The 12,732-nt window shown below is 70.0% G+C and carries 14 protein-coding genes and 1 pseudogene; 9 read left to right on the top strand and 6 right to left on the bottom strand.

Translation table 11 applies throughout. The features are described from left to right. Nucleotides 1–5: 5 nt before the first annotated feature. Nucleotides 6–248: pseudogene (locus tag EFK10_RS38695) on the top strand (isochorismatase family protein); the annotation flags it as partial. Here EFK10_RS38695 and EFK10_RS38690 read toward each other — a convergent pair. The 3 genes from EFK10_RS38690 to tnpA all read right to left on the bottom strand — a co-directional run bounded on the left by EFK10_RS38690 (nucleotide 231) and on the right by tnpA (nucleotide 3,444). Beyond that, nucleotides 231–701: a Rieske (2Fe-2S) protein gene (locus tag EFK10_RS38690; RefSeq protein ID WP_127360328.1), complete on the bottom strand. Its 471-nt coding sequence runs from the start codon at nucleotides 699–701 to the stop codon at nucleotides 231–233. The pseudogene EFK10_RS38695 and the gene EFK10_RS38690 sit on opposite strands and share 18 nt — an antisense overlap. Before the next feature lie 106 nt (nucleotides 702–807). Beyond that, on the bottom strand, nucleotides 808–2,883 hold the full coding sequence (locus EFK10_RS38685; RefSeq protein ID WP_127360327.1) for a prolyl oligopeptidase family serine peptidase: 2,076 nt from the start codon (nucleotides 2,881–2,883) through the stop codon (nucleotides 808–810). A gap of 132 nt (nucleotides 2,884–3,015) precedes the next feature. Further along, on the bottom strand, nucleotides 3,016–3,444 hold the full coding sequence (tnpA, locus tag EFK10_RS38680; protein ID WP_127360326.1) for an IS200/IS605 family transposase: 429 nt from the start codon (nucleotides 3,442–3,444) through the stop codon (nucleotides 3,016–3,018). A 50-nt stretch (nucleotides 3,445–3,494) separates the two neighbouring features. Here tnpA and EFK10_RS38675 point away from each other — a divergent pair, with 50 nt between their 5' ends. From EFK10_RS38675 to EFK10_RS38650, 6 genes are all read left to right on the top strand, one after another. Beyond that, complete coding sequence (locus EFK10_RS38675; protein ID WP_127360365.1) at nucleotides 3,495–4,709, top strand: RNA-guided endonuclease InsQ/TnpB family protein; 1,215 nt, start codon at nucleotides 3,495–3,497, stop codon at nucleotides 4,707–4,709. Nucleotides 4,710–4,910: 201 nt separating this feature from the next. Beyond that, on the top strand, nucleotides 4,911–5,732 hold the full coding sequence (locus tag EFK10_RS38670) for a HipA family kinase (protein WP_127360325.1): 822 nt from the start codon (nucleotides 4,911–4,913) through the stop codon (nucleotides 5,730–5,732). Then, nucleotides 5,729–6,112, top strand: coding sequence for a DUF3037 domain-containing protein (locus EFK10_RS38665; protein ID WP_127360324.1), 384 nt, complete (start codon nucleotides 5,729–5,731; stop codon nucleotides 6,110–6,112). Before EFK10_RS38670 ends, EFK10_RS38665 begins: the two co-directional genes overlap by 4 nt. Nucleotides 6,113–6,256: 144 nt before the next feature. Further along, complete coding sequence (fabG, locus tag EFK10_RS38660) at nucleotides 6,257–7,018, top strand: 3-oxoacyl-ACP reductase FabG (RefSeq protein ID WP_127360323.1); 762 nt, start codon at nucleotides 6,257–6,259, stop codon at nucleotides 7,016–7,018. Between the two features lie 20 nt (nucleotides 7,019–7,038). Continuing rightward, nucleotides 7,039–7,797 carry an SDR family oxidoreductase gene (locus EFK10_RS38655; protein WP_127360322.1) on the top strand — a complete coding sequence of 253 codons (759 nt, stop codon included), beginning with the start codon at nucleotides 7,039–7,041 and terminating at the stop codon, nucleotides 7,795–7,797. A 106-nt stretch (nucleotides 7,798–7,903) separates the two neighbouring features. Then, nucleotides 7,904–8,887: an aldo/keto reductase gene (locus EFK10_RS38650; RefSeq protein ID WP_127360321.1), complete on the top strand. Its 984-nt coding sequence runs from the start codon at nucleotides 7,904–7,906 to the stop codon at nucleotides 8,885–8,887. Between the two features lie 173 nt (nucleotides 8,888–9,060). On the opposite strand, the gene EFK10_RS38645 is transcribed toward EFK10_RS38650, so the two are convergent. Continuing rightward, nucleotides 9,061–9,495 carry a hypothetical protein gene (locus tag EFK10_RS38645; RefSeq protein WP_127360320.1) on the bottom strand — a complete coding sequence of 145 codons (435 nt, stop codon included), beginning with the start codon at nucleotides 9,493–9,495 and terminating at the stop codon, nucleotides 9,061–9,063. Nucleotides 9,496–9,800: 305 nt separating this feature from the next. Beyond that, nucleotides 9,801–10,454 carry a 3-hydroxyacyl-CoA dehydrogenase NAD-binding domain-containing protein gene (locus EFK10_RS38640; RefSeq protein WP_240677734.1) on the bottom strand — a complete coding sequence of 218 codons (654 nt, stop codon included), beginning with the start codon at nucleotides 10,452–10,454 and terminating at the stop codon, nucleotides 9,801–9,803. A 105-nt stretch (nucleotides 10,455–10,559) separates the two neighbouring features. Here EFK10_RS38640 and EFK10_RS52380 point away from each other — a divergent pair, with 105 nt between their 5' ends. Continuing rightward, complete coding sequence (locus EFK10_RS52380) at nucleotides 10,560–10,682, top strand: hypothetical protein (RefSeq protein WP_265737593.1); 123 nt, start codon at nucleotides 10,560–10,562, stop codon at nucleotides 10,680–10,682. An 86-nt stretch (nucleotides 10,683–10,768) separates the two neighbouring features. Beyond that, the gene (locus tag EFK10_RS38635; RefSeq protein ID WP_127360318.1) at nucleotides 10,769–11,080 is read left to right on the top strand and encodes a hypothetical protein; all 312 of its coding nucleotides are present in this window, start codon (nucleotides 10,769–10,771) and stop codon (nucleotides 11,078–11,080) included. Between the two features lie 3 nt (nucleotides 11,081–11,083). On the opposite strand, the gene EFK10_RS38630 is transcribed toward EFK10_RS38635, so the two are convergent. Further along, nucleotides 11,084–12,595, bottom strand: a complete 1,512-nt coding sequence (locus tag EFK10_RS38630) for a glycoside hydrolase family 3 protein (protein WP_127360317.1) — start codon at nucleotides 12,593–12,595, stop codon at nucleotides 11,084–11,086. Nucleotides 12,596–12,732 lie beyond the last annotated feature (137 nt).

Genomic DNA, 12,732 nt, shown 5'->3' with positions numbered 1-12,732 from the left:
AGCCCACGATCGTCGTCACCGGCGTCTCGGCGAACGTGGCGGTGCCCAACGCCGTCTTCGACGCCGCCGTCAACCTCGGCCACCAAGCCGTGGTGCCCGCCGACGCCATCGCCGGGGTGCCGGCCGACTACGCGCAGGCAGTCGTCCGGCACACCCTGGCCCTGGTCTCGACCGTCACCACAGCCGGTGAGGTCATCGAGAGCCGGCGGCGACGGGGCGCCGCCCCAGCCTCAGGCGAGCGTCACTGAATCGCCGCTGACCTTGATGTTGGCCGCGGGCAGCGGCCGCGTCGCCGGGCCGTTGGCCACGCTGCCGTCAGCGATCTTGAACTTGCTGCCGTGGCAGGGACAGTTGATGGTGCCGCCGGACACATCCTTGACGATGCAGCCCTGGTGCGTACAGACCGCGGAGAAGGCCTTGAACTCACCCGCGGTCGGCTGGGTCACCACGACCTTCTGGTCGGCGAAGACCGTGCCACCCCCTGACGGGATGTCGCTGGTCTTGGCCAGCACCGAACCACTCCCGCCGGCCGACGACGAGGCACCGCCCTCCGATGGCGAGGAGGACACCGTGCCGGATCCCGTGCTGGTGTTGTTGGAATTGCCGCAGGCAACCAGCGCGGCGGCGAGGCCGGCTGCGCCCACCCCTGCGACGACGTTGCGGCGGGTCGGCGATCCTGAGGTACGGGACGTCTCGGCCATGCTTCACTTCCTGTTGCCTTGTACGGACCGGGCGGCGGGGGAGCGGTCGCCCGGTGGGGCGAGTGACCACCCTCGCAAGGTCATACGGATCTCCCCGGCCCCGTGTTCACGATTTCCCGGAATTCTCCTCCGGCCGCTCCGACACACCGAGCGCATCGCGAAGAAATCCCAGCTGGTGGGTGAGCAGCGCACTCACCACCGTCTCGTCGGTGGGCATGTGCGTGGCCGATGGCAGCGGTAGCACGCTGTGCGGGTGGCCCGCCGCCAGCAGTGCGGCCGACAGCCGCAGGGTGTGGGCGACGACCACGTTGTCGTCCGCCAGGCCGTGGATCAGCAGCAGCGGGCGGGCCGGCGAGGCCGCCTCCGCGACCACCGAGGACCGGCGGTAGGTTTCCGGCTCCACGTCGGGGTGGCCGTGGAAGCGCTCGGTCCAGTGCATGTCGTACAGCCATGGGTCGGCGGCGGGAGCCCCCGCCACGGCCGCGTGGAAGACATCCGGGCGGCGCATTACCGCGAGCGCGGCCAGGCTGCCGCCGTACGACCAGCCCCGGAAGCCGACCCGGGTCAGGTCGAGGTCCGGGCAGTGAGCCGCCGCCGCGTGCAGCGCCGCGACCTGGTCCTCCAGTACGGGCCCGTATTTGTCACCGCGTACCGACTTCTCCCATGCCGGCCCGCGTCCCGGCGTCCCCCGGCCGTCCGCGATCACCACCGCGAAGCCGCACTCCGCGAACCACTGCGCCTCGCACAGCCCCGCGTGCCGCGCCCGGACCACCAGCTGGGTCGCCGGTCCGCTGTAGGGGGCCATCAGCACCGGCAGCGGCCCCGAACCGGCTTCGTACCAGGACGGCAGCAGCAGGGCCGTACGCACTTCGCGTTTGCCGGCGCTCAGCCAGGTCACCCGGGGCGCGACCAGCGGTTCCGCCTGCACGGACGCGATGACGCCGACCAGCTTGCCGTCATGCAGTACGCGCGTTCCGTGGCCCCGCTCCGTGAAGGCGTGATGCACGAGCGTGCCGCCGCCCGCCGCCCCGGAGTGCACGCCGGAGTCCTCGCTGATCCGTACGAGGCCCTGCTCGGGCCCGTACGACCACAGGTGCTCCTCGGTCGGCTCATCACTCGCGGTGAAGAGCACCGACTCGCCCTGCGAGCCCAGGACCTGGAACACCTGGAGCCCCGGCGGGGTCACCGCGCGCCCGCTGATCACCAGCCGCCGCGAGCCGTCCGCGTCGGAGGTCCGCACCAGGGCACCGGAGGCCGTGCGCAGCGGTGTGCCGGCAATGATCTCGACCCAGGACGGGTCGTGCTCCTCGTGCAGCAACTCCGTCGCGCCGGTGTCCGGATCGGCGGCCAGGACGCGCGTGGTGCGCTGGTCGCGGCTCTGGACGACCAGGAGCGGGCCGTGCGCGTCCCACGCCACCGCGACCAGGTACTCGAAAGCCGCCCGGTCCCAGAGGATCTCCCGGCGGCCGCCGTCGAGCCCGACCACATGCAGCGACACATCCGCGTTGGCGGTGCCCGCCGCCGGGTAGCGGATCTCCCGGGGCGGGACGTGCGGATTGGCCGGGTCCGAGATCCACCAGCGCTGGACAGGGGAGTTGTCGACCCGGGCCACCAGCAGGCGCTCCCCGTCCGGCGCCCACCAGTAACCGCGCCGCCGGTGCATCGACTCGGCGGCGACATGTTCCGCCAGGCCGTACGACACCTCGGCGGCCTCCGGCGCCACCAGCGCGCGGTCGGCGCCGTCCGCCACGTCCACGACGCGCAGCGCGCCTCCGCTGACGTACGCCACCCGGTGCCCCGCCGCATCCGGCCGCGGGTCGACCACAGGCCCGGGGGTGGGCACCGGCCGGGGCACACCGCCGTCCGTGCCGGCCGTCCAGAGCCCGGCGTCCAGCGCGAACGCGGCCATCCTCCCGGCGGAATCCGTGGCGTACGCGACCACACCGCTCGCGCGCTCCCGGGCCCGCTCCCTCCGTATCCGCTCCTCCTCGGGGACCGGGCCGGACCGCGCGTCCAGGGCCGCGGGATCGGCGAGTACCCGTTCCCGCCCGTCCTCCCACAGCCAAAGGCGGCTCACCGGGTCCTCGCCCCCGCCGGTACGCAGAAAGAACACCCGCTCCCCGTCCGGCGAGACGGTGTAACCACGAGGGACGCCGAGGGTGAAGCGCCGGGTACGGGCCAACCTGCCGGGGAATCTCCGTCAAGTCCATCCCTTGATCTTCGCAGGGAATCCCGGCCTTCAGGCCGGGCGGGAATGCGATGCCTGGACCGGAGGCGCGGAGCGCCGGAGCTCTCTGCGCCTCCGTTTTAACGGTCAGGCTGGCCGCTTCTGGTTCTCGATGTAGTCCTTGACGATGCTCAGCCGTGCGCCGCCGCAGGACCCCGCGAAGTACGACGGGGACCAGAACACCGGCCCTGTGCCGATCCGGTTGATCCGGTCGGTGTATTCCGCCCGCAGGTATCGGGAGCTGACGCCCTTCAAGCTGTTGACCAGCTTGGACAGGGCGACCTTCGGCGGGTAGTGCACGAGCAGATGTACGTGATCGCCTTCGCCGTTGAACTCGTGCAGCTCGGCCTCGAAGGACTCGCACACGTCCCGCATGACCGCCGCGCAGCGCGTCAGCATCTGGTCATCGAAGATCTCCCGCCGGTACTTGGTCACGAACACCAAATGGGCATGCAGGTGGTAGACGACGTGATTTCCCCGTCGGATATCGGGGTCTGGTTCCCAGCGTGGTGACATACACCAAGTGTAGTATGATCAAGAGAACTCGACCGGAGGGGGTGGGCCGGATGATCCGTACGTACAAGTTCCTCATGCGGCCCACCATGGGCCAGACCCAAGCACTCACCGAGATGCTGCGGGATCACTGCTCCCTGTACAACGGTGCCTTGCAGGAGCGCCGCGACGCCTACCGGCACCCGTCGAAGACCAGCGTCACGTACGGCATGCAGTCCGCACAGCTCAAGGACATCCGGGCATTCGACCCGGAACGTCAGGGACGTTGGTCGTTCAGCTCGCAGCAGGCGACGCTGCGCCGGTTGGACAAGGCGTTCGCCGCGTTCTTCCGCCGGGTGAAGTCCGGCGAGACGCCCGGATACCCACGTTTTCGTGGCGTGAACTGGTTCGACACGGTGGAGTTCCCGAAAGACGGGGACGGCTGCCGGTGGGACTCCACCCCGCACGACCCGGTGACCCGCGTCCGCCTCCAGGGCGTCGGCCACGTCAAGGTTAACCAGCACCGACCGGTGGTCGGCAACGTCAAGACCGTCAGCGTGAAGCGCGAGGGCCGCAAGTGGTTCGTCATGGTGACCGCCGAGCAGGAGCAGCCGACCCCGTTGCCCGCGACCGGCAGTGTGGTCGGAATCGACCTGGGTATCGCCAACTTCCTCGCCGACTCCAGTGGCGGGTTCGTCCCCAACCCGCGCCACGCCCGCACCGCCGCCGCGAGGCTCGAAGCCGCGCAGCAGGCGTTGTCGCGGTTCCCGCGCCGCAAGGCCAAGGACCGCACCAACAACCACCAGCGGGCGGTGGAGAAGGTCGCGGGGCTGCACGGCAAGGTGCGCCGCCAGCGACTCGACCACGCGCACAAGACCGCGCTCGCACTGGTGCGTGAGCACGACGTCATCGCGCACGAAGATCTCAAGATTCGCAACATGGGCAAGGCCCCGGCACCGAAGCCCGACCCCGACCGGCCGGGCGGATTCCTGCCCAACGGGGCGACGGCGAAGGCCGGACTCAACCGCAGCATTGCTGATGCCGGATGGGGGGTGTTCCTGACGATCCTGCACGCCAAGGCTGAAAGCGCCGGACGGGAAGTGATCGCCGTGGACCCCCGCAACACCTCCCGGACGTGCCCCAACTGCGGGCACGTCTCGAAGGAGAACCGGCCCACCCAGGAGAAGTTCCACTGTCAGGAGTGCGGCCACAACGCGCACGCCGACACGGTGGGAGCCACCAACGTTCTACGGGCCGGGCTGGTCCGTCGCAACGCCAACCCGGCGTAACGAGAAGCCCCCTCGTTTACGAGGGGGAGGAGTCACGCCGTGGACCCTCGCATGTATGGGTATGTACACAGCGCAGCCATCGCACGCGCGAACGCCCACAGGAAACCACCCTGATCGCATCCCGGCGCCTTGCAAACGAAGCCACATGACGCCGCAGGCTGATCCACTCCCTATCGTGCACCAGGTCGTTAATCTGGTGCGATGCTCACCGAAGTAACAGGGACCCGCTACGTGACCCCCTTGCGGGAGGGCGGATCGGTGCCGGGCGTCATCGAGGCCGACGATCTCGGTACGTACGTCGTCAAATTCCATGGGGCCGCGCAGGGCCGCAAGGCGCTGGTGGCCGAGGTGATCGCCGGGGAGTTGGGCCGGCGGCTGGGGTTGCGGGTGCCGGAGCTGGTGAGGTTCTGGTTCGATCCGGTGATCGCGCTGGGGGAGCCGGACCAGGAGGTGCAGGACCTGCTGAAGGCCAGTGGAGGCCTCAACCTCGGCATGGACTTCCTGCCCGGGTCGCTGGGCTTCGACCCGCTGGTCTTCGGGGTGGGGCCGGAAGAGGCCGGGCGCGTGATCTGGTTCGACGCCCTCATCGGGAATGTCGACCGGTCCTGGCGCAACCCCAACATGCTGGTCTGGCACAAGGACCTCTGGCTGATCGACCACGGGGCCTCGCTGATCTTCCACCACAGCTGGAAGGCGGCCGACCAGGCCGCCGACAAGCCGTACGACGCCTCCGACCACGCCCTGTCCCGCTTCACCCCGGACATCGGCGCCGCCGCCCAGGCGCTGGCCCCGAAGGTCACCGGCGAGCTGCTGCGCGAGGTCACGTCGCTCATCCCGGACGAGTGGCTGGTGGACGAGCCGGGCTTCGAGAGCCCCGACGAGGTGCGCCGGGCGTACGAGAAGGTGCTGCTGGCCCGGGCGGGATCCGTACATGAGCGGATCAAGCTCGCGCCGCAGGAGAAGGAGAAACAGCCGCCGCCGGAGTGGCTGCGCACCTGGGTCGAGGGGAAGGCCGCGAAGTGACCGGGCGGGACGTGTTCGAGTACGCGTTGGTGCGTGTTGTCCCGCGCATCGAGCGCGGCGAGCAGATCAATGCCGGGGTGCTGGTGTACTGCCGGGCCAAGTCCTTCCTCGGGGCCCGGGTGCACCTGGACGAGACCCGCCTCGCCTGCCTGGACGCCGACGTGGACATGGACGGCGTACGGGCCGCGCTGCGCGGTTACGAGGCCATCTGCGCCGGCGGCGACATGGCCGGGCAGGCGGCCGGGGAAGATCCGGGGCGGCGGTTCCGCTGGCTGACCGCGCCGCGCAGCACCATCGTGCAGCCGGGGCCGATCCACACCGGGCTGACCGCGGACCCGGAGCGGGAAGTGGACCGCTTGCTGGATCTTCTGGTGCGCTGAGGCGGTGCGCTGAGCCACATCGGCCGCGCTGGCGTTGACACAGGGTCACGACGCTCCTACGGTTTCGGCTACGGGACCTACTAAGCGGTCGCTCATGACGCGGCGGCCGAACCACAGGGCTGAATCACAGGCTGAGGAGAACAGATGTCGACCACCGAGCAGCGCGTAGCGATCGTCACCGGGGCCGCGCGCGGCATCGGCGCCGCCACGGCCGTGCGCCTGGCCGCCGATGGCCGCGCCGTCGCCGTACTCGACCTCGATGAGGGCGCCTGCAAGGACACCGTCGAGCAGATCACGGCGGCGGGCGGCAAGGCCATCGCCGTCGGTGCCGACGTGTCCGACGAGGCCCAGGTCGAAGCCGCGGTCGCCCGCGTCGCCGAGGAGCTGGGCGCGCCGACGATCCTGGTCAACAACGCGGGCGTGCTCCGCGACAACCTGCTGTTCAAGATGAGCGCCTCGGACTGGGACACGGTCATGAACGTGCACCTGCGCGGCGCCTTCCTGATGACCCGCGCCGTCCAGAAGCACATGGTGGACGCCAAGTTCGGCCGCGTGGTCAACCTGTCCTCCTCCTCCGCACTCGGCAACCGCGGCCAGGTCAACTACTCCGCCGCCAAGGCCGGTCTGCAGGGCTTCACCAAGACCCTTGCCTTCGAGCTCGGCAAGTTCGGTGTCACCGCCAACGCCGTCGCCCCCGGCTTCATCGTCACCGACATGACCGCAGCCACCGCCGCCCGCATCGGCATGGGCTTCGAGGAGTTCCAGGCCGCAGCGGCCACCCAGATCCCCGTCCAGCGGGTCGGCAAGCCCGACGACATCGCCAACGCCATCGCCTTCTTCACCGGCGACGACGCCGGTTTCGTCTCCGGCCAGGTCCTGTACGTGGCCGGCGGCCCGCTCAACTGACGCGCACAGGAGACCCCGTAATGACTTCTCAGCCCGACAGCGGTCGCGTCGCCCTCGTCACCGGCGCCAGCCGTGGCATCGGCTACGGCATCGCCGAAGCACTCGTCGCCCGTGGCGACCGAGTCACCATCACCGGCCGCAACGAGGACGCCCTGAAGGAGGCAGTCGAGCGGCTCGGCTCCGACCGCGTCATCGGCGTCGCCGGCAAGGCCCACGACGAGGCCCACCAGGCGGAGGCCGTCGCGCGCACCATGAAGGCCTTCGGCCGCGTCGACTACCTCGTCAACAACGCCGGTACGAACCCGGTCTTCGGCCCGATCGCCGAACTCGACCTCGGCGTCGCCCGCAAGGTCTTCGAGACCAATGTCGTCTCCGCCCTCGGCTTCGCCCAGCAGACCTACAAGGCCTGGCAGAAGGAGCACGGCGGCGCCATCGTCAACATCGCCTCCGTCTCCGGCATCAATGCCTCCCCGTTCATCGGCGCGTACGGCATCAGCAAGGCCGCGATGATCAACCTCACGGTCCAGCTCGCCGCCGAGATGGCCCCCGGCGTCCGCGCCAACGCCATCGCCCCGGCCGTCGTCAAGACCAAGTTCGCCGCCGCGCTCTACGAGGGCCGCGAGGAGGAGGCGGCAGCCGCGTACCCCCTCAAGCGGCTCGGCGTGCCCGAGGACATCGGCGGCGCGGCCGCCTTCCTCCTCTCGGACGCGGCCGGCTGGATCACCGGCCAGACCCTCGTCATCGACGGCGGCATCCAGCTCAACGCCTTCGTGGGCTGAGTCCGTTCGGGAGGGCTTGCCCTCGTCCGTACTCCAAGGTGCACAGTCCCTGACAGCAACCAGCAACAGGGGCTGTGCACCTTTTTCTACGCAGGGAGTACGCACCATGCGCTATCGCACACTCGCCGGCGGGACCGGCCCCGAGGTCAGCGCGCTGTGCCTGGGAGTCCTGCCCTTCGGCACGACCGTCGACGAGAAGACCGGGTTCGCGATCCTCGACCGCTTCATGGAGGCTGGCGGCACCTTCGTCGACACCTCCAACAACTACGCCTGCTGGGTGGACGGCGCCACCGGCGACGAGAGCGAACTCGCCCTCGGCCGCTGGCTGGCCGACCGCGGCGCCCGCGACCGGATGGTCGTCGCCACCAAGGTCGGCGCCCGGCCGGACCTCTCACGCGGCACCCGCTGGATCGACGACGACGGCGACCTCGGGAACGCCGAGGGCCTGGCCGCCGAGACCATTCGCGCGGGCGCCGAGGGCAGCCTGAAGCGGCTCGGCACCGACCGCATCGACCTGTACTACGCCCACATCGAGGACCGGCGCGTCCCGCTGGAGGAGACCGTCGGAGCCTTCGCGGACCTGGTCGCCGACGGCACCGTCGGCACTCTCGGCGTCAGCAACCACCCCGCCTGGCACATCGCCGAGGCCCGCCGCCTCGCCGCCGAGCGCGGGCTGCCCGGCTACCAGGTCGTGCAGCAGCGGCACACCTTCCTCAAGCCGCGGCAGGGGGCCCGCTTCGGCTGCCAGCGCCATGTGGACGACCAGCTGCTGGACTACGCGGGCACCCAGCCCGACCTGATCCTGCTCGGCTATTCCACGCTCATCGCGGGTGCCTATACGCGGGACGACAAGCCGCTCCTGGCCCAGTACGCGCACGACGGCTCGGCGGCGCGGCTGCGCGTGCTCCGCGAAGTGGCGTCGGAGCTGGGCGCGACCCCCAACCAGGTCGTGCTGGCCTGGCTCCTCGGCGGGGCGGTGCCGGTGCTGCCGATCCTGGGCGTGAGCAGTGTGGCCCAGCTCGACGAGCTGCTTCCGGCCGCAGAGCTGGACCTCGCCCCGGAGTTGCGGAATCGGCTCGACGCCTCGTGAACGACTGTCAGTGGTCCCCGGCACGTTGACCGGCGTTCTGCGCGAGGCATGCGTCCAGGACGTGCAGCCGGTGGCCGACCGGCCCGGAGGACCGTCCCCCGTCAAGCAGGCTGGCCACGGTGGACAGGTGGGCGTCGAGACCAGCGTTGCGGAAGGCCAACGCATTGCCTGGGTTAGAGCTGTGGCAGCCAGACGGGGGCGCCGCTGCCGCGGGGGACGAGAATCGTCCGGAAGCGGCCTGGCGTCGCGGACATGACGACCTGGTCCGTGACACCGGTGTAGAGGCCGCAGGGGGTCTGGTCGGAGAATTGGTCAGGGGCGAGGTAGGCGTGCTGGGAGTCGGGGCCGCCTGTGCCGGCGACTTCATGGGCGTAGCCACGGTCAAAGACACCGAGGCTGAGGATCCAGGCGGACACACGGCTGAGGCTGAGGCTGACCTTGTAGCTGCCGCCCTGGGTGTCGCGCAGGATGAGGGCACGGATGATTCCGGTGGTGGCCAGCCACGACAGAACGTAGTCGTTGACGACGCCGATGGGCGGCAGGGCCGGGCGGCCGGCGGTTCCTTTGGCCTTCGCCCCCGCGGTGTCGCCACAATGACGCGAGGGCAACGGACTTGGCGGTCATGCCCAGCGCCGGCACGGCTCCCAGACGGATGGTGGAGGGGACGATCGGGTCGGCTCCCAGGAAGGTGATCAGGCCCGCCGCTGTCCTCGGGACGCATGCCGATTTCGGCCAGGACGTCATGCAGGGCGTTGTGGATGTCGAAGTCGTCGTCGCCGGTGAGCGGGTGGGCTACGGCCTGGGAGATCTTTTCGGTGAGCGAGTTCATGGTGTGGGCTTTCCGCAAAGGAGAATGGGTGAGTTGGGGCCGGGGCGGGCCCCCTGGCGTGCGGCGGGGTGCTCGATCGCGGTGTTACGCCCGCTGCGCGTTGGGAGTCTCGGCGAGGGCACGCATGAGGACGATCTGCTTGCGGTCGCGTTCGGCGGCCAGCTGGTCGATGCCGGCGCCGAAGTTCTGCGCTTGTTCGCTCAGGGTGTCCACGGTGGCGTCGTCGAAGGCAACGTGTTCACGCGCCATCTGGTCCCAGCGCTTTTCCATGCCGGGGCCCAGGTGGGTGACGAAGTGCTCCAGACCTCCTTGCCCTCCGCCGAGGTGGAACGTCTGGAACGGTCCTGCAACCGCCCAGCGCAGCCCGATGGAGGAGGTGACGATGGCATCCAGTTCCTGTTCGGTGACGACTCCGTCGGCAACCAGGTGTACGCATTCACGGAAGAGCGCCGATTGCAGGCGGTTGGCCACGAAGCCGGGAACCTCCTTGTGGAGCACCTGGGGGCTCTTGCCCAACGCGGTGTAGAAGGCACGGGCGCGCTCGACGGTTTCCTCGCTGGTGCGCTCACCGGGCACGATCTCCACGAGCGGCACCAGGTGCGGCGGGTTGAAGGGGTGGCCCACCACCAGGCGTTCGGGTCGGCGAGGCGTGGTGGCGATGTCGGAGGCGGGGATGCCGGAGGTGGAGGTGGCGAACAGGGTCGTGGCCGGGGCGTTCTCCTCGATCGTCTGCCACACCTCGATACTTCCTGGCCCTGGCAGGCTTCCTGTTCCTGAAACACCCGCTAGCTGCAGGAGGTACGGGGCTACAGCGCACTGCACGCCGGCCTGCTGATCGCGCCGATGGCCGCCGGCACCGCGATCGCCTTCCAGCTCTCCGGCCGCCTGACCGCTGCCCGCTGCCCGCGCCCGCCGCTGATCGCCGCCGGCGCGCTGATCGCCGCCGCCCTCGTACTGACCACCTGACCCCCGACACGCCCACGCCGGTCCTGCTGTTCGGCACCGGATTCGGCCTGGTCAACACCCCGGTCACCAACACAGCCGCCTCCGGCATGCCGTGCTCCCAGGCCGGGGTGTCCGCCGCCATCGCCACCACCGGGCGTCAGATCGGCAACAGCCTCGGCGTGGCCGTCCTCGGCTCGATCGTCAGTGCGCGCGGGCACGGACCGATTCACGGCACCCTGATGGCAGCCAGCCACCTCGGCTGGTGGATCCTGACCGGCTGCGGCGTCCTCATCGCAATCCTGGGCATCCTGACCGCCATTTCCCGGGCCGCTGCCGGCGCCGCACGGATCACCGCCCGCTTCGCGACCGAACCCTCGCCCCCATCTCGCGAGCGATCCGCCGAGACGCCGCAGCGGTGAGGTCTATCGGGCACCGATGAGGAACTCCGCGGCGGCGACGCCGGAGGCAGCGGTGGCGCCGTGAGTGAAGATCTGGACTGCGCCGGGGCCGGAGGCACCGGGCAGCCCCATCTCCACCACGATCGCGTCGGGACGCGCCTTGGCGAGGTCCGCGAGGGCGTTGCCCATCCACTTGTTCCGGGAAGCGTCCCTGACGACGATGACCATCGGCCGTCCCGAGGCAGGCAGCAGCCCGTACTTCTCCAGGACGCCGGGATCAGTCGCCAACTCCTGGTGATGCACACGGACGAAGGTGGTTCCGGGCAGTCGTTCGCGCAGCGGAACGGCGACACCCCACGGCGTCTCCTTCCCGATGGCCAGGTTGGTGGAGGGCACCAACTCCACCACGTGCGGAGGGGCGGTCAGCGGGAGGATGTCGTCCACGGAGCCGCTCAGCCGAATGGCGCGCCGGGCGGCGACAAAGCCGATGTCGCCGCTGATGGGGTTGACCGGGACGGCCTGGCCCAAGCGGATCGACCAGTCGGCGAACGCCTGGACGCGGTCGGACGCCTCCGCCAGGCGCTCTTCGGTGAGTTCCCCGGAGGACACCGCGCGGACGAGAGCGCCGACGATGAGGTCGACGGTCGCCTCATCGGCGTGCTCCCCGCCGACGCAGATGGCGTCGGCGCCGGCGACGAGGGCCTTCACCGTGGCGCCTTCGATGCCGTAGCGGTTGGTCACCCCGCCCATCTCGATGGCGTCGGTGACGATCAGACCGTCGAAGCCGAGCTCCTTGCGGAGCAGGCCGTTGAGGATGCGGCTGCTGAGGGTCGCCGGAAGATCCGGGTCGTAGGCCGGTACAAGGAGGTGGGCGCTCATGACCGCGCGTACGCCGGCCTCCAGAGCGGCCCGGAAGGGGGGCAGTGCCTGCGCGGCGATCTCGTCGAGGTCGGCGTCGTAGGTGGGCAGGCCGTGGTGGGAGTCGATGGCGACATCCCCGTGGCCGGGGAAGTGCTTGGCGCAGGCGGCGACACCGGCCGACTGGAGTCCCTGGACCCACGCGGCGGCATGCCGGGACACCAGCGCGGCGTCGACGCCGAATGACCTGACCCCGATGATGGGGTTGTCAGGGTTGGAGTTGACGTCCACGCTGGGCGCGTAGTTGAGGCTCACGCCGGCGGCATGCAACTGGCGGCCCAGGTCGCGCGCGACGGACTCGGTCAACTCGATGTCGTCGACGGCGCCGAGGGCGAAGTTGCCGGGCCGGGTGGAGCCGGTCGAGGATTCGATGCGGGTGACATCCCCCGCCTCCTCGTCGATCGCGATGATCAACGACGGGTTCTCGGCCCGGAGTTGGGCGGTCAGCCTGGCGACCTGTTCGGGCGAGGCGATGTTGCGAGCGAAGAGCACGACAGATGCCAGGCCGTCACTGATGTCGCGCAGCACCCAGTCTGGCGTCTCGGTGCCCACGAAGCCCGGCTGCAGGACGGAGAGCGCGAGTCGTCGCAACTCCTTGCTGTGCTTGCTGGAGGACATCAGCTGGGCCTTCCGAGTAGTGCCGACACGCCGATCGCACCGCTGCTTTGGTACAGACCAATGGATACTGGCCTAGTCCAATCCGCAGTGTCAACAGGAAGATCGTTCACCCTGGCCGGGCTCGTCGGGCCTGCGTC

This window comes from Streptomyces soli (assembly GCF_003999195.1).
GTDB lineage: Bacteria > Actinomycetota > Actinomycetes > Streptomycetales > Streptomycetaceae > Actinacidiphila > Actinacidiphila soli.
The sequence above is the reverse complement of the archived record's forward strand: the minus strand, read 5'-3'. Positions and strand labels throughout refer to the sequence as shown.